Source organism: Micromonospora sp. WMMD723, from assembly GCF_049863385.1.
Classification (GTDB): Bacteria; Actinomycetota; Actinomycetes; order Mycobacteriales; family Micromonosporaceae; genus Micromonospora; species Micromonospora wenchangensis.
Window position 1 is genome coordinate 2,789,562 of record NZ_JBMKNR010000001.1, and the last position, 20,217, is coordinate 2,809,778.

The 20,217-nt window shown below is 70.5% G+C and carries 16 protein-coding genes; 12 read left to right on the top strand and 4 right to left on the bottom strand.

Going from position 1 to position 20,217, the window contains the following annotated elements; translation table 11 throughout:
• Positions 1–89: 89 nt before the first annotated feature.
• Both ACN261_RS12775 and ACN261_RS12780 read left to right on the top strand, forming a co-directional pair.
• The gene (locus ACN261_RS12775; protein ID WP_302746607.1) at positions 90–1,001 is read left to right on the top strand and encodes a YihY/virulence factor BrkB family protein; all 912 of its coding nucleotides are present in this window, start codon (positions 90–92) and stop codon (positions 999–1,001) included.
• Positions 1,001–1,360, top strand: a complete 360-nt coding sequence (locus ACN261_RS12780; RefSeq protein WP_421485432.1) for a GntR family transcriptional regulator — start codon at positions 1,001–1,003, stop codon at positions 1,358–1,360. The genes ACN261_RS12775 and ACN261_RS12780 overlap by 1 nt, the downstream gene beginning before the upstream one ends.
• A gap of 106 nt (positions 1,361–1,466) precedes the next feature.
• Here the strand turns inward: ACN261_RS12780 and ACN261_RS12785 are convergent, their stop codons facing one another.
• Both ACN261_RS12785 and ACN261_RS12790 read right to left on the bottom strand, forming a co-directional pair.
• On the bottom strand, positions 1,467–4,199 hold the full coding sequence (locus tag ACN261_RS12785; RefSeq protein WP_421485434.1) for a hypothetical protein: 2,733 nt from the start codon (positions 4,197–4,199) through the stop codon (positions 1,467–1,469).
• 255 nt (positions 4,200–4,454) lie between these two features.
• Entirely contained in the window at positions 4,455–5,081 is a 627-nt protein-coding gene (locus tag ACN261_RS12790; protein ID WP_425850207.1) for a hypothetical protein, read from the bottom strand.
• A gap of 13 nt (positions 5,082–5,094) precedes the next feature.
• Between ACN261_RS12790 and ACN261_RS12795 the strand changes: the two genes are divergently transcribed.
• On the top strand, positions 5,095–5,742 hold the full coding sequence (locus ACN261_RS12795) for a hypothetical protein (RefSeq protein WP_421485437.1): 648 nt from the start codon (positions 5,095–5,097) through the stop codon (positions 5,740–5,742).
• Between the two features lie 115 nt (positions 5,743–5,857).
• Positions 5,858–6,331: a hypothetical protein gene (locus ACN261_RS12800; RefSeq protein WP_425850209.1), complete on the top strand. Its 474-nt coding sequence runs from the start codon at positions 5,858–5,860 to the stop codon at positions 6,329–6,331.
• Positions 6,332–6,494: 163 nt separating this feature from the next.
• Here ACN261_RS12800 and ACN261_RS12805 read toward each other — a convergent pair whose 3' ends face one another.
• Both ACN261_RS12805 and ACN261_RS12810 read right to left on the bottom strand, forming a co-directional pair.
• A complete protein-coding gene (locus ACN261_RS12805; protein ID WP_425850211.1) occupies positions 6,495–8,129 on the bottom strand; it encodes a glycoside hydrolase family 13 protein in 1,635 nt (544 codons plus the stop codon).
• A gap of 225 nt (positions 8,130–8,354) precedes the next feature.
• Complete coding sequence (locus tag ACN261_RS12810; RefSeq protein WP_421485442.1) at positions 8,355–9,419, bottom strand: LacI family DNA-binding transcriptional regulator; 1,065 nt, start codon at positions 9,417–9,419, stop codon at positions 8,355–8,357.
• A 198-nt stretch (positions 9,420–9,617) separates the two neighbouring features.
• Here ACN261_RS12810 and ACN261_RS12815 point away from each other — a divergent pair, with 198 nt between their 5' ends.
• The 8 genes from ACN261_RS12815 to ACN261_RS12850 all read left to right on the top strand — a co-directional run bounded on the left by ACN261_RS12815 (position 9,618) and on the right by ACN261_RS12850 (position 20,217).
• Positions 9,618–10,871 (top strand): sugar ABC transporter substrate-binding protein, encoded by a 1,254-nt coding sequence (locus tag ACN261_RS12815; protein WP_421485444.1) that lies wholly within the window; start codon positions 9,618–9,620, stop codon positions 10,869–10,871.
• Complete coding sequence (locus ACN261_RS12820; protein WP_421485446.1) at positions 10,871–12,505, top strand: ABC transporter permease subunit; 1,635 nt, start codon at positions 10,871–10,873, stop codon at positions 12,503–12,505. Before ACN261_RS12815 ends, ACN261_RS12820 begins: the two co-directional genes overlap by 1 nt.
• 140 nt (positions 12,506–12,645) lie before the next feature.
• Positions 12,646–13,446: a sugar ABC transporter permease gene (locus tag ACN261_RS12825; protein WP_421486993.1), complete on the top strand. Its 801-nt coding sequence runs from the start codon at positions 12,646–12,648 to the stop codon at positions 13,444–13,446.
• A gap of 14 nt (positions 13,447–13,460) precedes the next feature.
• A complete protein-coding gene (locus ACN261_RS12830; protein WP_425850213.1) occupies positions 13,461–15,317 on the top strand; it encodes a glycoside hydrolase family 13 protein in 1,857 nt (618 codons plus the stop codon).
• 96 nt (positions 15,318–15,413) lie between these two features.
• Positions 15,414–15,755, top strand: a complete 342-nt coding sequence (locus ACN261_RS12835) for a hypothetical protein (protein WP_145917841.1) — start codon at positions 15,414–15,416, stop codon at positions 15,753–15,755.
• 262 nt (positions 15,756–16,017) lie between these two features.
• On the top strand, positions 16,018–17,088 hold the full coding sequence (locus ACN261_RS12840; RefSeq protein ID WP_204927530.1) for a BMP family lipoprotein: 1,071 nt from the start codon (positions 16,018–16,020) through the stop codon (positions 17,086–17,088).
• 259 nt (positions 17,089–17,347) lie between these two features.
• Positions 17,348–18,895, top strand: coding sequence for an ATP-binding cassette domain-containing protein (locus tag ACN261_RS12845; protein ID WP_425853589.1), 1,548 nt, complete (start codon positions 17,348–17,350; stop codon positions 18,893–18,895).
• The gene (locus ACN261_RS12850) at positions 18,892–20,217 is read left to right on the top strand and encodes an ABC transporter permease (RefSeq protein WP_425850216.1); all 1,326 of its coding nucleotides are present in this window, start codon (positions 18,892–18,894) and stop codon (positions 20,215–20,217) included. The genes ACN261_RS12845 and ACN261_RS12850 overlap by 4 nt, the downstream gene beginning before the upstream one ends.

Consider the following 20,217-nt stretch of genomic DNA (forward strand, 5'->3'; position numbering starts at 1 on the left):
GCTCCCGCCGACCGCCGGTTGGCCGGCACCGGTGACGACAGATCGGCGAGGATGACGTGGTGGACGCGTGGGGCCGCTGGACGGCCGGCATCGACCGCCGGTTCACCGTGGCCCGGCACCGGTGGCCCCGGCTCGACCACCTCTGGCGGGCGGTCGACCTCTACGGCGAGGTGCTGGGCGGCCGGCTGGCCGCCGCCATCGCCTACTACGGGTTCTTCGCCGTGTTCGCCCTCGCCCTGGTCGCCTACTCGGTCTTCGGGGCGATCCTGGAGGACAACGACGAGGTCTCCGACGCGGTGGCGGAGTTCCTGCGGGACAACCTGCCCTTCCTCGACCCGCAGCAGATCGCCGAGAGCAGCAACGCGGTGGGCGTGGTGGGCCTGGTCATCCTGTTCTTCACCGGGATCGGCTGGGTGGAGGCGATCCGGTCGTCGCAGCGGCTGATGTACGGCTTCAACCAGCAGCCGGGCAACCTGGTGGTCCGCCGGCTGGTGGACCTGGGGGTGCTGCTGCTGGTCTTCGTCATGCTGGGCATCTCGGTGGCGGCGGTGGACGCGCTGGAGTCGGTGCTGCGGTTCCTGCTGCGGGCCACCGGCTCGGTGGGGCTGACCACCATCAGCGCGGTGCTCAGCGTGCTGGTCAACGCGGTGCTGGCGACGGCGCTGCTGGTGGCGGTGCCCCGGCTGCGGATGAGCCGCCGCCGGCTGCGCCCGGTGGTGCTGCTGGTCGCGGTCGGGATCACCCTGCTCAACACGGTCGGCCGGTTCTACATCGTGCGGACGGAGCGCAACCCGGCGTACGCCGTGGTGGCCGGTGCGGTGGCCGTGCTGCTCTACCTCTACCTGCTCAACCAGTTGGTGCTCTTCGGTGCGGCGCTGGCCGCCACCAGCCGGCACGGCCGGGTGGTGGACCTGTCGGAGGGGGCGGTGATGCGGCAGGTCAACGTCGAGGCCGACGTCGACACCGAGACCGATCCGGGTACGCCGGGAGGGGCGGGCTGATGTCTGTCGAGATCGATCCGGGCTCTCCGGTGCCCCCGTACGAGCAGGTGCGGGCGCAGCTCGCCGCGATGATCGGCGACGGCCGGCTGGCGGTGGGCACCCGGCTGGCCCCGGTCCGGCAGTTCGCCGCCGAGCTGGGGTTGGCGGTGAACACGGTGGCCCGCGCCTACCGGGAGCTGGAGTCGGCCGGGCTGGTGCAGACCCGGGGCCGGCACGGCAGCTTCGTCGCCCCGGGCCGGGACGACGCGGTCGACCGGTTGCAGCGGGCGGCGGCCCGCTACGCCGAGGAGGCGACCCGGCTGGGCGTGCCGCCGGACCGCGCGTTGGCCCTGGTCCGTGCCGCCCTGGACACACCCTGACAGAACCGGGCCGAGTACAGGGTAAACGCCCCCGGTGACGCGGTACTCGTCACCGGGGGCGCTTGCTGACATTGCGCATCGGCTGGTCGGTCCGATGCCGGCGCTGCTAGTAGGGATCCTTGCAATCGTGGCCGGTGCGGTTGGCAATGGGGACGAACGCCATGGCGTCCCAGGCGATGTCGACGTTGGTGCCGGGCCCTGAATTGTTCAGCAGCACATACGATCCACGGCCCAGATTGTAGGCACCCAGGTAAACCCACTTGTCGTGACCGTTGATCCCGGGCAGCCCGGTGCCCTGATCCAGTTCGCAGGTGTACTCGCTGCCGTCGTTGCCGCCGCGGATGACGTATTCTGCGTTCTCGTACTCGCCCCCATGGCTGGGCAGGTGCGCGACGATGTCGAAGCGCATCCGCTCTCCCGGTTGCAGGTCCAGGTTAGGTGTCCAGGCGCCGACCAGGTTGTGCTTGGGGTTGGCGCTTCCGTTGACCGTCGGATAGACGTGACTGAACCACATGTGCCCCTGGTAGCCGGCACCCAGTTGATGTAGGTCAATGTCCGCGTAGAGGGCGTTCGTGCTGCCCGTCGGCGAACCGGCACGGAGGGTGAACTTGCCGTCGTTCGGGTCGCTGGTGCAGCCCAGCGCGTACTGTGACGATTCGATCGTGGTGTACACGATGCTGCTCTTACGGGTGGCGTCCTTGTCCGGATCGGAGTTGCCGGTGAAGACCGAGCAGTCCCGGTCGTAGACCCGCTGTACCCCCGGCTCTGCGGACGTCGAGCCGTAGGTCAGCTTTTCCTTCGCACATGCCGCGGCGATGCAGTTGGCGAAGCTGGCACTGCCGTGCCACCAGCAGGCCTCACTGTCGGCCGGGCACGGACTCGCGGTGTTCGGGGTGCAGTTGTTGATGGTCGGCGAGCAGAACGTGTAGATGCCCGGCAGCGACAGCACCTTGGTGAAGCGGCCCGGGTAGGTCGGAGATTTGGCACCGTATGTCGGCTGGGCGTACGCCTCCGTGGCGATCGGGTAGCCCTTCAGCTGCGGGGTTTCCACCCAGCCCATGATGCGTTCCGGGTACGACCAGTGGCCCGGCGTCTCTGCATCGGCGTACGAGTTCCGCAGGAATCCCGCCCGGGCCGGGTCGTAGGTCGGATTGGCCGGGTTGTTCAGCCAACCGATACCCCATCGGCCGTTGTTGCTGCTGGCCTCGCTACTCGGGTGATAGCCGCTGTTGTACGCCCAGACGGCAAGGAACCAGTTCTCGATCCAGGTGGGATCGTTGTTGTTGAGGGTGCTCCGACCGAGCGGTTCGTTGTAGATCTGGTTCCACTTGTCGATCAGGATGTTGAGCCCGGCGGCGATGTTCGCCGCGTAGTCGACTGAGATCGCGATTTGCTGGTTGCGGCTGTAGACCGTGTCGCCGACGCTCATTCCCGTGGTCACCTGGCCGATGCCGTACCCGCAGTCGGCCTTCGGGTAGTTGATGACGTCGATACTGGCTCCGGCGTTGCCGTAGTAGTCGGCGATCAGCGGGTTGCCCAGGTCGCCGGGGACGGCGTGCCAGGAGGCCTGGGAGAGGTTCGTCTCCTGGGCCAGGATGCCCAGCATGAGCTGTGCCGGCACTTCACCGCCGCCGGCCACCGCACGCCTCGGGAACAGCCCTTGCGGGCTGTAGGAGGGCAACCCTGACTTCAGGTAGTTGGCCGGACGGGAGGTGGTGAGGGTCCCGTGTACCGCCCGGTCCACCGCCCATTCGACCATGCCGGCGCTTGCCTGCTGCGCCTGAACCTTCGGGTCGTTGCGCCGGACGGCGCACTTCGGGCTCGAGATCGTCGGGTCGACGGCCGGTGCGCTCGCGGTCGGCGCGGCCGCCGCGCGGGTCGGTATCGCATCGAGCCGAGGCGCTGTCCGGGAGGTGTCGAAGGTGACGGTGGAGCGGCGGCCGCTGGCGGTCGCCTGGACTGCCACCTGTACCCGGCCGGCGTCGGCCCGGTCTGCGGGCGACAAAGGTGCGCGTATCGCCTGCTGGCCCTGTGCGGTGGCGACGTCCTCGGCCAACAGGTGACCCCGTGCGGAGACGGCTCGGACTTGACGGTCCGATCTGATCACCGTCAGATCCGGCCAACTGCGGTCGGGGGCGGGTGCGGTGCCGACGAGCACGTTCCGTCCGCCTGCCTGGCCCATCAGCTGCAGGTGACCCTTGCCGCCGACGACGACGGTCCGGAGCCGGTCTGCCTGGTACCGCTGGGCCACGGCCCGCTCGCCCGAGATGGCGACCAGATCGACGCCGCTGCGCGCGGTGCCGCGAAGAGTGGAGACCGGACCGGCCGGGCGGGCCACCTCGGTGAGTGCCCCGGTCGGGTCGACCTTCACCAGATGTCCCCGGGCGATGCCGTAGTCGCCGTCGGCCGACGGCGCCGGTGTGGTGAGCTGGGCCGCGATCCGCCGGGTGCGGGTGACCCGGTGAGCGGCCGCATCCACGGTGAGCAGATCGGTCAGTTGCATGTCCTCCCCGACCGCACGGGTGAGCAGTACCCGGTCGTCCGGTCCGCAAGCGGGGTTGAAGTAGGCCAGCTGCAAACCTGTCGCCACGGTGGTCGACTTGCCGCTGGCGATGTCGACCACTGCGGCGATCCCTCCGGCCCGCACCAGATTGGGCTTGTTGGCCGCCATCTTCGGCGCGAACACCGCTACCGCGTAACGGCCGGAGCCGGTCACGCAGGTCTCACCCATCCACGGACCCATGTCCAGCGACGAGGCCGACAGGGTGGCCAACGTGGACCAGGCGAAGGCGTTGCGTTCCCGGGCGATATAGAGGTGGAAGCCGTTACTGTCGCCCACCCCGGTGACCAGGACGTCAGAGGAGGCGGACCAGTTCCTCCCGAGTGCTGTGTCGGGGTCGCGGACCGCTGACGGATCTGTGGCGGAGGCTCCGGCCGGCCGCCCCTGCGCCGCAGCTGGCGCCGCATTCGCGGTGCCGGCGAGGGCGACCAGTACGGCTATGGCCGCACATGTTTTCCTACTGGTTCTTTTCAACTTCCCCCGTTTCAAAAAAGCGTCTGTCGTTGGCAGGGTGTTGCCATGCCGGATAAGTGGTCATCGCCATGCGGTGCAGGTTTCATTGCCTTCCGGGTTGCCCGATGGCGACGACGCGCACAGTTGCAGCGAGTACTCCCAGCTGAACATCTTGGTGACGTAGTTGCCGCTACCGTTCACGCTCAGTGAGGCCGCTGTCTGCGTCAGGCCACCGTACGTGGGCTGCCAGTCCAGGCGAACGGTGGAACCGTCGGCAAAATAGGTGGCAGTGTAGTCGCCCCACATTGCGCCGCAGGCTGGTGAATAGTAGAGGTCGCCGTGCGCCACGGTGCCGTCCGGATCATTTCCGTCCACGCGGCTGAAGCTGGAGATGGCATAGGCGCCGGTGATGCACCCATTGGCGGACGCCATCTTGCCATTGCATCCGTTCCGGCTGCAGCTCGCGGCTGCCGCAGGTGCTGTCGGTGACAGGGTTGCGACAAGGCCCACGCAGGTCAGTGCGGCCAGCGTCGCTGTTCGCAGCTTTCTCAAGTAATCCTCCCCGTGGATATCTGCGGCGATTGCCGCGACTTTGATAGTTGCAGAGGTCGATCTGAATGCGCAATATTGACAAATGTTCATTGTGCGGCTATTCATCCATGATGGCTGGCAATGTGTGGTGGCATCATTGCCGATTAAATGTGACACGGGGGGCACAATAGTGAACGAGTTCGAACGGGAAGCCGGATCGGTCCCGGCGGATGGCGGGACGACGTCGAAGACCTCAAGAAGGTGGCTCTTGTTGACGGTGCCTGTCGTGGTGTTGGCCCTAATCCTGACCGCCGTGGTGTGGCGCGACAGGAGCGCGGCCCCCCAGCGTCCCCCCGGCACGCAGGGAGACAGGGGCGAACCCCTGCCGCCACCGACCCCCACCGCCACCCGTACCGGACCCGTTCCGGCGTTCGCCGGCATCACCCCGGCCAAGGTCACGGACGCCTGGGTCGAGCGTTGGTCCGGCCCGGTCACGGTCGACGGCGCGCTGCGCATCGTCAATGTGACCTTGCCGGGCACGCGGGACGAGCTGGCGGCTGCGGTCGGTCAGCCGGACAAGTACCGCCGGAACGAAGTGGCGCACATCTTCTGCAGGGTGAAGCTCCGTGGTTCCGTGCAGCGGCTTCTGTTGAAGAACCTGGTCGAGGGTTGCCTCGGTCCGGTCCTCACTGCCAAGGAGCGCACGGCGACGCTCGACTGGCTACTGAAGGCGGATTTCTCCGCTCCGAGTGATCATATTCGGCAGTCCACCCGGTTCGAACTGCTCGCGATCCACAATGCCGACGAGAATCTCATGCTCAGCCTGAACGCGCGCTGATCCGAGGCGGCACGACGTCAGGACCGGTCGGTCGCCTCCGCCGCTGCTGAGTCGGGTCACCACGGGTTGAGGCGAATGCTGCCCACGTTCGGGGTCGGGCCGACATGATGAGCCGGTGGGCGCACTCGTGACGCTGGACCTGCCGGACGACTCGCCGCTGATCACCCTGCCCTGGATCATCACGTTCGGCCCGCTCGCCGATCCGGCCGAGTGGGAACCGGTGGTCTGCGGCCCGTACGAGCGACCGCACGCGCTGGCCCTGGCCGAGGCGGTGGTGGCCGACGAACGGTTCATGGCGGTGGTCGAGCCGCTGGTGCCGGCGCTGTCGGCCGAGGAGATCCGGGGCGAGATCGCCGCGTCCCGGCGTGCCGCCGCCGACGAGGAGGCCCGGATCGAGGCGGCCGACCTCTACGGGGACTTCGACGACGTCCTCGACGAGCAGGACGTTCTTGACGAGCACGACGTCCTCGACGAGCAGGAGGACGAGGCGGTCACCGGGCCCGACCGGCCGCAGCCGCCGCCCGTACCGACCGAGGCGCAGGTGCGGGCGGCGTTCGGGCGGATCGCGGGGCTGCTGCGCGGGCGGTGACGGGTCGGGCGACGTCGGTACGCGGTGGTGCACCGGCACCCCGGGAAGCGGACCTCCCGGGACGCCGGTGCCACCTTCACCCCCCACCACAAGGGGTCGGCAGCCCAGCCGCCCGTCGGCGCGGGGCACAACGGACGACCAGGTCAAAGGCGGGTTACCCGGCTCAGCGCCGTTCGAACCACGCGGCTGCGTCCACCGGCAGGACGTGTCCGGCGTCCTGCTCGGTGAGGTCGGCGCTGGCCACCAGGGGGCGGCCGTACCCGTCGATCCGGACCGGGGCGCCGCTGAGGTTGACCACGCAGGTCAGGGAGGCGGCGTCGCCGTCGCGGCGGAACGCCAGCACCCCCGGCCCGGTCTGCTGCCAGAGCACCGGGCCGGCGGTGGCCGACAGCGCCGGGTGCGTGCGCCGGACCCGCAGCGCGGCCCGGTACAGCTCCAGCGTCGAGCCGGGCGTTCCGGTCTGGGCGGCCACCGAGAGGGCCCGCCAGGTGGCCGGGGCCGGCAGCCAGCTCAGCTCGCTGCCCTGCGGCCCGAAGCCGTACGGGGGCAGCTCGCCGCCCCACGGGACCGGCACCCGGCAGCCGTCGCGGCTCTCCCCGGTCCGCAGGAACGCCGGGTCCTGCCGGAGCGCGTCGGGCAGGTCCAGCACCTCCGGCAGGCCCAGTTCCTCACCCTGGTAGAGGTAGGTGGAGCCGGGCAGGGCCAGCATCAGCAGGGCGGCGGCCCGGGCCCGGCGCAGGCCGACCTCGCCGTCGCCGTAGCGGGTGACGTGCCGCTGCCGGTCGTGGTTGGACAGCACCCAGGTGGTCGGCGCACCGACGATCGTCGCCTCGGCCAGCGCGGTGTCGATCACCTTGCGGAACGAGTCGGCCGACCAGGTGGCGTCGAGGAAGTCGAAGCTGAACGCCTGGTGCAGCTCGTCCGGGCCGATGTAGCGGGCGAGCCGCTGCGGGGTCTCCGCCCACGCCTCGGCCACCGCCATCCGGCCGCCGGGGTAGCTGTCCAGGATGGGCCGCCAGGCGCGGTAGATGTCGTGCACCTCGTCCTGGTCGAAGTAGGGCAGCCGGCCCTTGCCGAGCAGCTCCGACTGGCGGCGGCCGGTGGTCATCGAGCTGAAGCCGACGTCCGGCAGCCCCTCGGCCTTGATCATCCCGTGGGCCACGTCGATCCGGAACCCGTCGACGCCCCGGTCGAGCCAGAAGCGGAGGACGTCTTCGAACTCGGCGCGTACCTGCGGGTGCCGCCAGTTCAGGTCAGGTTGGGCCGGGTCGAACAGGTGCAGGTACCACTGGCCGTCGGGCAGCCGGGTCCAGGCGGGGCCGCCGAAGATGCTCTCCCAGTCGTTGGGGGGCTGTTCGCCGTCGACGCCCCGGCCGTCGGCGAACAGGTAACGCTCCCGCTCGGGGGAGCCGGGGCCGGCGGCGAGGGCGGCGGTGAACCACGGGTGCGCGCTGGAGGTGTGGTTGGGCACCAGGTCCACGATGATCCGCAGGCCCAACGCGTGCGCATCGGTGATCATGGCGTCGAAGTCGGCGAGGTCGCCGAAGAGCGGGTCGACGTCGCGGTAGTCGGCCACGTCGTAGCCGGCGTCGATCTGCGGCGAGGTGTAGAACGGGGTGAGCCAGAGCGCGTCGACCCCGAGGTCGCGCAGGTAGGGCAGCCGCTGCCGGATGCCCCCGAGGTCGCCGACGCCGTCACCGTCGGAGTCGGCGAAGCTGCGGACGTACACCTGGTAGACGACCGCGGCGCGCCACCAGTCGTCGTCGGAGGCCAGCGGCGTGGGGTCGGTGGCGGTCATGGGCGGAGATCCCCGTTCTGTGGCGGGACGGCGGCGCCCGCGCGGCGGTGGGTGACGGACGCGGGTGTGGAGAGAATGCCGGCCGAATGCTGCAAGAGTCAAGCACGGCTTGCGCAAGAAATGACGTCCGTCACCGGTAGCCGGGGCAGGTTTTTCGTGGACGCGTGCGGTCCACGGGAGGCGGACCCGGTCGACGGGGAGCGCGGGCCGGCAGGCGGCAGCGGGTCAGGCGGGGACGGCGAGGGCGGGCGGCACCGGGCGCTGCCGGCCGGCGTCCGCCTGTCGGACGACCGCGGTCGATCCGCGGACCACCAGCTCCGGGCGGAACAGGTACTCCGAGTGTGGCGCGGCGTGCCCGTTGATCTCGTCGACCAGGGCGCGGACCGCGGCCACCGCCATCGCGGCCACCGGCTGCCGCATGGTGGTCAGCGGCGGGTCGGTGAAGGCCATCAGCGGCGAGTCGTCGTAGCCGACCACCGACAGGTCGCCCGGCACGGACATGCCGCGCTGCCGGGCGGCCCGGACCGCGCCGAGCGCCATCAGGTCGGAGCCGCAGACGATCCCGGTGACCCCGCGCTCGATCAGCCGGCCGGCGGCGGCCTCGCCGCCCTCGACGCCGAACAGCGACAGCTCGGCGAGCGCGTCCAGGTCGCCGCCGGTGGTGCCGAGCCGGGTCATCGCGGCCCGGAAGCCGGCCACCCGACGCTGCACCGGCACGAACCGGTCCGGCCCGGTGATCAGGCCGATCCGCCGGTGCCCGAGCGCGACCAGGTGCGCCACGGCCAGCTCGGTGGCCTCCCGGTCGTCGCAGGAGACGAAGGGCGCGGCGATGCCCGGGGCGTACCCGTTGATCATGACGACCGGCAGCGGCCGGGCGATCAGCGCGCGGTACCGGTCGTGGTTGGCGGCCGTGTCGGCGTGCAGGCCGGAGACGAAGACGATGCCGGAGACCTGCCGGTCGAGCAGCATCTCCACGTACTCGTCCTCGGTGACCCCGCCCGGGGTCTGGGTGCACAGCACGGGGGTGAACCCGCTCTGGGCCAGCGTCGACTCGATGACCTGGGCGAACGCCGGGAAGATGGGATTGTCCAGCTCCGGCACCACCAGCCCGACCAGGCCGGCGCTGCGCTTGCGCAGCCGGGCCGGACGCTCGTAGCCGAGCACGTCGAGGGCGGTCAGTACGGCCTGGCGGGTCTCGGGGGCCACACCGGGGCGGTCGTTGAGCACCCGCGACACCGTGGCCTCGCTGACTTCGGCCTGTTGGGCGATGTCGGACAGTCGAGCGCGCATGGCGGCACTCTAGCTCACGGGCAAGTTCTTGCGTACGCCTCTGCAAGCCCTTCCATTGCATGCAACCTCTTGCTAACGTCCCGGCAACACGTGACAGCAGCGACGCGGCCTGCCCGGCGTCGGTCAGCAAGAACTTTCAGTGTTTCCCCGGTGTGGTCGCCCGTCCCCCGGCGACCCGTCATGACGACAGGAGTACCGATGCGCATCCGTACCGCGGGTGTGGTCACCGTTCTCGGCCTGGCGCTCGCCGCCTCGGGTTGCGGCGGCGGCAACAGCAAGGACGAACCGGCGGCCAAGGCCACCTCCCCGGCCGCGAGCGGCAAGCTCGTCATCTGGGCGGACGACAAGCGGACCGCGGCGCTCAAGCCGTTCGCCGAGAAGTTCGGCCAGGAGAACGGCGTCACCGTCGAGGTGCAGGCCGTCTCCAAGGACCTCCAGACCAACTTCGTCACCGCCTCCCAGCAGGGCAGCGGCCCGGACGTGGTGGTCGGCGCGCACGACTGGATCGGCAACCTCGTGCAGAACGGGGCGATCGACCCGGTGCAGCTCGCCGCCGAGCAGAAGTCCGGCTTCAACGAGACCGCGATCAAGGCGGTCACCTTCAACGGGCAGCTCTACGGCGTCCCCTACGCCACCGAGAACGTCGCGTTGATCCGCAACACCGCGCTGGCCCCCGAGGCGCCCAAGACGATCGAGGACCTGGTCGCCACCGGCAAGAAGCTCAAGGCCGACAAGAAGGCCAGCGAGATCCTCTGCCTCCAGTCCGGACAGAACGGCGACGCGTACCACATCTACCCGCTGTACACCTCGGCCGGCGGCTACCTCTTCGGCACCGCCGCCAACGGCGACTACGACCCGAAGGACCTGGGCGTGGGCAAGCCGGAGTCGATCGAGGCGTTCACGAAGATCGGCAAGCTCGGCGAGAAGGGTGACGGCGCGCTCAAGCGCTCCATCACCGGCGAGAACTCGATCGCCACCTTCACCGGTAAGAAGTGCGCCTTCCTGGTCTCCGGCCCGTGGGCGATCGCCGACGCCAAGAAGGCAGGCATCTCCTACGACATCTCCCCGGTCCCCGGCTTCGCCGGTGGCAAGCCGGCCCAGCCGTTCGTCGGCGTCCAGGCGTTCTACGTCGCCGCCAAGGGCAAGAACAAGGCGCTGGCCCAGGAGTTCGTCACCAACTACGTCACCACCCCCGAACTGGCCGTGGCGCTCTACCAGGCCGAGCCCCGCCCGCCGGCGCTGACCGCCGCGTTCGACCAGGTCAAGGGCACCGACCCGGATCTGGCCAAGTTCTCCGAGGCGGGCAAGGACGGCCAGGTGCTGCCGGCGATCCCGGCCATGGCCGCGATCTGGGACCCGTTCGGCAAGGCCGAGGCCGCCGTCATCGGTGGCGCCGACCCGGCGAAGACCGTCACCGCCGCCGGCAAGACGATCTCGGGTCAGATCAAGTAATGAGCACGCTGTCCGGCCCGGGACCTGCCCCGCAGGCCCCGGGCCGGGGGCCTGCGCGTTCCGGGCCCCCGGAAACCTCCCGTACCGCGCGCCACGCGCCGATCACCGCGACCGGTCTCGCCGTCAAGGTGGTCCTGCTCGGCCTGGTGGCCGGGATCGCGATCTGGGCGGCCTTCCCGCTCGTCGCCGCCCGGCTCTGGGTCGGTCTCGCCGTCCTGGCGGTCACCACCGTCGGTCTGTGCTACCTCTACCTGACCCGCCGGCACATCCCGGCGAAATACCTGGTGCCGGGAACGATCTTCCTGATCGCCTTCCAGGTCTTCCCGGTGCTCTACACCGCGAGCACCGCGTTCACGAACTTCGGCGACGGCCACCGGGGCTCCAAGGACGACGCGATCGTCGCCATCGAGACCTCCTCGGTCAAGCAGGTCCCCGGCTCCGCCGAGTACGCCCTCGCCATCGCCACCACCGGCGACCCGGCCACCGGGCCGCTGGTCTTCCTGCTCACCGACCCGGGGACCGGCCGGGTCTCCGCCGGGGACGCCGACGGGCTGCGCCCGCTCGACGCCGCCGACGTGACCGTCGCCGGCAGCGGCCGGGTCACCGCCGCCAAGGGCTACACCGTGCTCAACGTCGGCCAGGCCAGCGTCCGCAGCGAGGAGATCACCGCCCTGGTGGTGCCGACCTCCGGGGGTGCGGTGCGCTCCAACGGCCTGTCCCGCGCCTACGAGGGCAAGGCCGTCCGGGCGTACGACCGGGGCTGCGACTGCGTCACCGACGGCGAGACCGGCAGGACCTGGACGGCCGACCCGGACACCGGTGCCTTCGTCGCCGCCGACGGCGAGCGGCTCGCCCAGGGCTGGCAGGTCGGGGTGGGCTTCAAGAACTTCGCCCGGGTGCTCACCGACCCGAACATCTCCGGCCCGTTCTTCGGCACCCTGCTGTGGAACTTCGCCTTCGCGATCGGCTCCACCGGGTTCACCTTCTTACTGGGCATGGCGATCGCGCTGGCCCTGCACTCGCCCCGGATGCGGGGCACCAACCTCTACCGGGTCTTCCTGATCCTGCCGTACGCGATGCCGTCGTTCGCCATGCTGCTGGTCTGGCGGGACATGTTCAACACCGACTTCGGCCTGGTCAACAACCTGTTCGGGCTCGGTGTCGACTGGTTCGGCGAGGCCTGGTCGGCCCGGCTGGCGGTGCTGCTGGTGCAGCTCTGGCTCGGGTACCCGTACATGTTCCTGGTGACCACGGGCGCGCTCCAGGCGATCCCCAAGGAGCTGACCGAGGCCACCTCGGTCGACGGCGCGTCGCCCTGGCAGTCGTTCCGGGCGGTCACCCTGCCGCTGCTGCTGGTCGCGCTCTCGCCACTGCTGATCGCGTCGTTCGCGTACAACTTCAACAACATCAACGCGATCTGGTTGACCACCGAGGGTGGCCCGTTCGCGCCGGACAACCCGACGAACGGGGCCACCGACCTGCTGATCACGTACACCTACCGGCTGGCCTTCGGCGCGCAGGGCGCCGAGTTCGGCCTGGCCGCCGCGGTGTCGATCTTCATCTTCGCGATCGTGGCCACGGTCTCGGCGGTCAGCTTCCGGCGCACCCGCCAGCAGGAGGAGGTCTACTCGTGACGACCCGTCCAAACGCCGCCGCGCCCGCCGTCCGGTCGGATGCCGCCGGGCCGCGCGCCGGTCGGCCGGGTGCCGCGGTACCCGGCGCTCGACGCCCGGGCCGGTGGTTCACCCAGGTCGGCTGGCGGCACGCGGTCGGCGTGCTGGCGGTGGCGTTCAGCCTCTTCCCGATCCTGTTCGTGCTCTCCGCCGCGCTCAACCCGCTCGGCACCCTCTCGTCGACCGAGCTGCTGCCCACCGGGGCGTCACTGGCGAACTTCGGTGACCTGTTCGAGCGGACGGAGTTCGGCCGCTGGTTCCTCAACTCGCTGCTCATCGCGGGTGGGGCGAGCTTCGCGTCGATCTTCCTGTCCTCGCTGGCGGCGTACGCGTTCTCCCGGATGCGCTTCGCCGGGCGGCGGATCGGGCTGCTGACCCTGCTGCTGATCCAGATGTTCCCGCAGTTCCTGGCGATCGTGGCGATCTTCCTGATCTTCACCCGGGTCACCGACCTGTGGCCGTCGATCGGCTTCAACACCCCGTGGGGCCTGTTCCTGCTCTACATGGGCGGCGCGCTGGGCATGAACACCTGGCTGATGAAGGGGTTCTTCGACACCCTGCCCCGCGAGCTGGACGAGTCGGCCACGATGGACGGCGCCAGCCACGCACAGGTCTTCTTCCGGATCATGCTGCCGTTGGTGGCGCCGATCCTGGCGGTGACCGCGCTGCTGTCGTTCATCGGCACGATCAACGAATTCATGATCGCCAACGTGTTCCTCACCGACACCGGGTCCAAGACCCTCGCGGTCGGCATGTTCGGCCTGGTGGCGGGGGAGCGGAACAACAACTTCGGCATCTTCGCGGCGGGCACCCTGCTCACCGCGATCCCCACCGTGCTGGTCTTCCAGCTCCTCCAGCGCTACATCGTCTCCGGCCTCACCGCCGGGGCCGTCAAGGGATGAATCGGAAGGCAGCCATGTCCCTGTCACCGCACCACGACGGCTCCGCGCTGTACGTGCCCGAGCAGGAACCCACCCTCGGTCAGACCGTGCCGGTCTTCGTCCGGGTGCCCGAGGGCACCGACGTCCGGCAGGTGCACGTCCGGACCACCGGCGACGGTGAGCCGCGTTTCGTCGAGGCCACCGTCGACCGCCGGGACGGCCACGACGTGTGGTGGCGGGCCGACGTCGAGGTCCGCAACCCGGTCAGCAACTACCGGTTCATGCTCACCGGGACGACCGGCTACCGCTGGCTCAACGCCGCCGGGCAGGTCGACCACGACGTGCCCGACCACGGCGACTTCAGGCTGGTCAGCCACGCCCCGCCGCCGGCCTGGGCCCGCGACGCGCTGGTCTACCAGATCTTCCCCGACCGGTTCGCCCGGTCCGCCGCCGCCGACGGGCGCACCCCGCCGGACTGGGCCGTCCCGTGCGACTGGGACACCCCGGTCATCGGGTACGGCCCGCAGACCCCCCGCCAGTTCTACGGCGGCGACCTCGACGGCATCACCGAACGCCTCGACCACCTGGACCGGCTCGGCGTCAACACCGTCTACCTGACGCCGATCTTCCCGGCCCGCTCCAACCACCGCTACGACGCCGCCGGCTTCGACACCGTCGACCCGCTGCTCGGCGGCGACGCGGCGCTGGTCCGGCTGGCCGACGCCGTCCGGGCCCGGGGCTGGCGGCTGATCGGCGACATCACCAGCAACCACACCGGTGACGCGCACGAGTGGTTCACCCGCGCCCGGGCCGACGCCGACGCCCCCGAACGGGAGCTGTACTACTTCGACGTGCCGACCGGTGGCGGGGAGCCGACGTACGAGTCGTGGAACGGGGTGCGGTCGCTGCCGAAGCTGAACTGGGGCAGCGCCGAGCTGCGCCGCCGCTTCGCCACCGACCCGGACTCGCTGCTGCGCCGCTGGCTGCGCCCGCCGTACGGGCTGGACGGGTGGCGGGTCGACGTGGCCAACATGACCGGCCGGCGGGGCGCGGACGCGTACACCCACGAGGTGGCGCGGCTGCTGCGCGAGGTGGTCGCGCAGACCCGGGCCGACGGGCTGCTGCTCGCCGAGCACGGTCACGACCACACCGGTGACCTGGACCGCGACGGCTGGCACGGCACGATGAACTACGTCGGCTTCACCGACCCGGTCTGGTCCTGGCTGCGCACCGGGCCCGGGGACGCCGGGGACCAGGTGCCGCTGCCGAACTTCCTCGGCACGCCGGGCGGGGTGCGGCGGCGGGACGCGCACGCGGTGCTCGCCACCATGGACAGCTTCCGGTCGCTGGTCTCCTGGCGGTCGTACGTCCACTCGTGGCAGCTGCTCGGCTCGCACGACTCGGCCCGCATCCGCACCGTGGTCGGCGACGCCGCCCGGCAGGAGGTGGCCGCCGGGCTGCTCGTCACCCTGCCCGGCACCCCGGTGGTCTTCGCCGGTGACGAGTGGGGCCTGACCGGCGGCAACGGCGAGTCCTCGCGTACCCCGATGCCGTGGCACCGGCCGCAGCAACGCGACGCCGGCACCTTCGCCGCCTACCGGGCGCTGCTGGCGCTGCGCCGGGACACCCCGGAGCTGCGGCACGGCGGCCTGCGCTGGGTGTACGTCGACGCCGACACGCTCGTCTTCCTGCGCGAGGCGACCACCGGCGCGGTGCTGGTGCTGGCCCGCCGGGCGGCCGGCCCGCCGGTGCGGCTGACCGGCCTGCCGGCCACCGGTTCCGGCCCGACGGGGGAGAACCTCCACGGGGGTGCCCCGGCCCTGCGGTCCGCCCCCGACGGCGGGATCACCCTGCCCGGTGACGGCCCGACCTTCCAGGTCTGGCGGCTCTGACGGGCGGCCCGTCGGCGGGGACGGCGAGATCACGGATTGAACTCAGCCGGCGGGCCACCTACTACAAACTGTCGTTGATGGGGGAGGATGGCCGGCGTGGAAGCTCTCCGACTGGTCCTTCTCTATGTCCATCTGATCGGGTTCGCGCTGCTGCTCGGCGGTGCCGTCGCCCAGTACGTCAGCGGCCGGCTGCGGATCAACGCGGCCATGCTCTGGGGCTCGGTGATCCAGTTGCTGACCGGCGTGGGCCTGTCCGCGCCGCTGCGCGACGGCGACGAGCCGGCCCCCGCGAAGCTTGTTACCAAGTTGGTGCTGGCCCTGCTCATCTTCGTCATGGTCTTCTTCTCCCGGAAGCGGGCGCAGGTGGCCCGTGGCCATTTCCTGGCGATCATCGGGTTGACCCTGGTCACGGCCGCTGTGGCGGTGTTCTGGCGGTAGCCGTCGGGGTCGCCGGGAACGGGACGTTCGCCGCACCTGGCCCGCCGGAACCGGCATGCTGAGTGATGTGCCCCACCCGAGGGTTACGCCGGGATAACGAGCGTTCAACAGTCGTGCACGATTGGCGGCCGGTGGGTGGACGTCGGGCTACGCTCCCGTCCGTAACGTGGGATGCCGGCGGCACAACGCTCGTCGGTTCAAGGGCTGCCACCGCACGAGGCGGTGAGCAATGGAAGGAGACGTCTTGCGCTCTGTGCGTGGGATGCGGATCGCCTCTGCCATCGCGGCGGGTGGGCTCGTGCTGGGTGCTGCCGCGTGTGGTGAGGCGCCGGACGACGACAACAACGCCGGTGGCAGCGGCGACAAGAAGTACAGCGCCTGCATGGTGACCGACGTCGGCGGCATCGACGACAAGTCGTTCAACACCTCCGCCTGGAAGGGCCTGGAGGAGGCCAAGAAGGCCAACGACAACATCGACATCAAGTACGTCGCGTCGAAGGCCGAGGCGGACTACGAGGTCAACCTGACCGGGTACGTCAACCAGAAGTGCGACTTCATCCTGGCCGTCGGTGGCCTGATGTCGGACGCCACCAAGAAGATCGCCGCCGCCAACCCGAACCAGCAGTTCGGCATCGTGGACGCGAACCCGGCCACGGCGAACGTCTACCCGATGCAGTTCGACACCGCCCAGGCCGCCTTCCAGGCCGGTTACCTGGCCGCCGGGATGAGCAAGAGCGGCAAGGTCGGCACCTACGGTGGCCTGCCGATCCCGCCCGTGACCATCTTCATGGACGGCTTCGCCGACGGCGTGGCGCACTACAACAAGACCAAGAGCAAGAACGTCCAGGTGCTCGGCTGGAACAAGGAGACCCAGAAGGGCTCCTTCACCAACGACTTCGCCAAGCAGGACGAGGGCAAGAAGGTCTCCGACGCGCTGGTCGCCCAGGGCGCGGACATCGTCATGCCGGTCGCCGGTGGCGCGGGCCTCGGCACCACCGCCGCGGCGAAGGCGTCGGGCGGCAAGTACTCGGTCGTGTGGGTCGACGTCGACGGCTGCGAGAGCACCCCGGACTGCGCGGCGCTGCTGACCACCGTGGTCAAGAACATCCCGGACGCCGTCAAGGACGCCGTGCTCAAGGCCGCCGGTGGCGAGAAGCTCGCCGCCACCCCGGGCTTCGTCGGCAACCTGGCCAACAACGGTGTCTCGATCGCCCCGTACCACGACTTCGACAGCAAGGTCCCGGCGGACCTCAAGGCCGAGGTCGAGAAGCTCAAGGCGGACATCGCCGCCGGCACCATCACGGTCACCTCGAAGGCCCAGCCGACCAAGTGACCGCCGCGTCGGCCGCCGCGATGGGATCATCGGCAGCGGCGGCCGGCGGGCACCAGGCATGACGACCGGCCGTCCCGGCGTACGTGGGCAACCCCACGGGCGTCGGGGCGGCCGGTCCGCGCACCGGTCGGCCGGCACCCCGGTGACCGGCCGACCCGGCAGCTAGGCTGCACCATCGCTCGCACCCCAGGAGGTTGCGCTGAGACTCGAACTGCGCGGCATCACCAAGCGGTTCGGTGATCTGGTCGCCAACGATCACATCGACCTGACGGTGGAGCCTGGAGAGATCCACGCCCTGCTCGGCGAGAACGGCGCCGGCAAGTCGACCCTGATGAACGTGCTCTACGGGCTCTACCAGCCCGACGGGGGCGAGATCCTGGTCGACGGAAAGCCGCTGAAGCTGAAGGGCCCCTCGGACGCGATCCGGGCCGGGATCGGCATGGTGCACCAGCACTTCATGCTGGTGCCGGTCTTCACCGTGGCCGAGAACATCATGCTCGGCGCGGAGCAGGTCCGGGGCGGCATCGTCGGCTTCCTCGACCGGCGGCGGGCCCGCCGCGAGGTGGCCGAGGTCTCCGCGCGGTACAACCTGCGGGTCGACCCGGACGCCGTGATCGAGGACCTGCCGGTCGGCATCCAGCAGCGGGTGGAGATCGTCAAGGCGCTCACCCGCGACGTCGACCTGTTGATCCTCGACGAGCCGACCGCCGTGCTCACCCCGCAGGAGACCGAGGAACTGCTCACGGTCATGCGGTCGCTCAAGGCGGCCGGCAAGTCGATCGTCTTCATCACCCACAAGCTCGGCGAGGTCAAGGCCATCGCCGACCGGATCACCGTGATCCGGCGCGGCCGGACCGTCGGCACCGCCTCCCCCGAGGCGAGCCGGGACGAGTTGGCCGCGCTGATGGTCGGCCGCAACGTCCGGCTCACCGTCGACAAGCAGCCCGCCACCCCGGGCCGGCCGATCCTGGAGGTCGCCGGCCTGGTCGTCGACGACGACCGGCAGGTCCGCGCGGTCGACGGCGTCGACCTGACCGTACGCGCCGGTGAGGTGCTCGGCGTGGCCGGTGTGCAGGGCAACGGGCAGACCGAGCTGATCGAGGCGATCATGGGGCTGCGCCCGACGCTCGCCGGCACGGTGACCCTCGACGGCGAGCCGATCCACGGCTGGTCCACCAAGAAGGTGCTCCGTGCCGGGGTCGGCTACGTCCCCGAGGACCGCAGCGTCGACGGCCTGGTCAAGGAATTCAGCGTCGCCGAGAACCTGGTCCTCGACATCTACGACCGGCCGCCGTTCGGTAGGGGCCTGGCGCTGCGGCCGGACGCGATCGCCGCCTCGGCGAAGGAGCGGATCGAGCAGTTCGACGTGCGTACCCCGTCGGCGGACGCGGCGGTCGGCACCCTGTCCGGCGGTAACCAGCAGAAGGTGATCGTGGCCCGGGAGCTGTCCCGGCCGCTGAAGCTCTTCATCGCCGCCCAGCCCACCCGGGGCGTGGACGTCGGCTCGATCGAGTTCATCCACAGCCGGGTCATCCGGGAGCGCGACGTCGGCACCGCCGTCATGGTGGTCTCCAGCGAGTTGGACGAGGTGATCGGCCTCGCCGACCGGATCGCGGTGATGTACCGGGGCCGGATCATCGGCATCGTCGGCCCGGACACCCCGCGCGAGGAGATCGGCCTGCTGATGGCCGGCATCACCCCCGACGCCCCCGCACCGGCCCCGACCGACGGCGCGGCCACCCCGGGCGAGGCGGCCGGCGGTGTGACGCCGGCCCCCGAGAGCCCTGGCAACGAGGACGAGGCATGAGCAACCCCAACCCGGCGTCCGGCTCCCCGGACAAGGAACCGGCGACCGAGGCGGAGCTGGCCGGAACCGGCAGAGCCGACCGGGGCGCCACGATGACCTCACCCAAGCAGCCCGCGCCGGGGCCCCGGCCCACGCTGGGCCGGCTCTTCCTGGACAATCTGTGGGCCGCCAACACGGTGACCGTGACGGTCCTCGCCCTGGTGCTGGCGATGCTGGTCGGCGCGGTCCTGATCATCGTGTCGGACCCGGACGTGCTGGCCACCTACGGCTACATCACGGCCCGCCCGACCGACGCCCTGAACGCGAGCTGGACGGTGGTCAGCGAGGCGTACGCCAACCTGTTCAAGGGGGCGGTCTTCGACCCGGAGGCGTCCGGCTTCACCGCCGCGATGAGCCCGATCTCGGAGACCCTCACCTACACCGCCCCGCTGGTGTTCACCGGGCTGTCGGTGGCGCTCGCCTTCCGGGGCGGCCTGTTCAACATCGGTGCCCAGGGCCAGGCGACGATGGGCGTGATCCTGGCCGCGGTGGCCGGCTTCGCGTTGCCGCTGCCCCCGGTGGTGCACCTGGTCGTCGCGTTGATCGCCGGTGCGGCCGGCGGCGCGGTCTGGGGTTTCGTCCCCGGCATCCTCAAGGCCCGGACCGGCGCGCACGAGGTGATCAACACGATCATGCTCAACTACGTCGCCGTCTACTTCCTGTCCTGGATCATCGTGCAGAACGGCGTGCAGAACCCGGACCGGTCGGACGCGATCAGCCGCCCGGTCGACTCCTCGGCCGCGCTGCCCCGGCTGCTCGGCGACAACCTGCGGGTGCACGCCGGCATCCTGCTCGCGGTGCTGGCCACCTGGGCCATCGCCTGGCTGCTCAACCGCTCGACGCTCGGCTTCGAGCTGCGGGCCGTCGGGGCCAACCCGGACGCGGCGCGGACCGCCGGCATCAGCGTCACCAAGACGTACGTGCTGGTGATGGTGATCGCCGGGATGCTCGCCGGTCTCGGCGGCAGCCAGATGGTGCTGGGTTCCACCGCGAACGCGCTCACCCCGCTGGTGATCGCGCAGATCGGCTTCGACGGCATCCTGGTGGCGCTGCTCGGCCGGGTGAAGCCGTGGGGTGTGCTGCTGGCCGCGCTGCTGTTCGGCGCGCTCCAGGCCGGTGGCAACCGGATGCAGTCGTACTCCGGGATCTCGCTGGAGCTGGTCACCGTGCTCCAGGCGCTGATCGTCATCTTCATCGCCGCGCCGGCCCTGGTGAAGGCGATCTTCCAGCTCCGGGCCGCCCGTGCCGCCCGGTTGCAGACGAGCCTCGCGAAGGGCTGGTGA

What these genes read in the sequence shown, in the direction of transcription:
- ACN261_RS12840 (WP_204927530.1), top strand. Translation starts at nt 16,018, where the DNA reads ATGCGGATCGCCTCTGCCATCGCGGCGGGTGGGCTCGTGCTGGGTGCT.
- ACN261_RS12815 (WP_421485444.1), top strand. Translation starts at nt 9,618, where the DNA reads ATGCGCATCCGTACCGCGGGTGTGGTCACCGTTCTCGGCCTGGCGCTC.
- ACN261_RS12780 (WP_421485432.1), top strand. Translation starts at nt 1,001, where the DNA reads ATGTCTGTCGAGATCGATCCGGGCTCTCCGGTGCCCCCGTACGAGCAG.
- ACN261_RS12850 (WP_425850216.1), top strand. Translation starts at nt 18,892, where the DNA reads ATGAGCAACCCCAACCCGGCGTCCGGCTCCCCGGACAAGGAACCGGCG.
- ACN261_RS12810 (WP_421485442.1), bottom strand. Translation starts at nt 9,419, where the DNA reads ATGCGCGCTCGACTGTCCGACATCGCCCAACAGGCCGAAGTCAGCGAG.
- ACN261_RS12805 (WP_425850211.1), bottom strand. Translation starts at nt 8,129, where the DNA reads ATGACCGCCACCGACCCCACGCCGCTGGCCTCCGACGACGACTGGTGG.
- ACN261_RS12830 (WP_425850213.1), top strand. Translation starts at nt 13,461, where the DNA reads ATGTCCCTGTCACCGCACCACGACGGCTCCGCGCTGTACGTGCCCGAG.
- ACN261_RS12820 (WP_421485446.1), top strand. Translation starts at nt 10,871, where the DNA reads ATGAGCACGCTGTCCGGCCCGGGACCTGCCCCGCAGGCCCCGGGCCGG.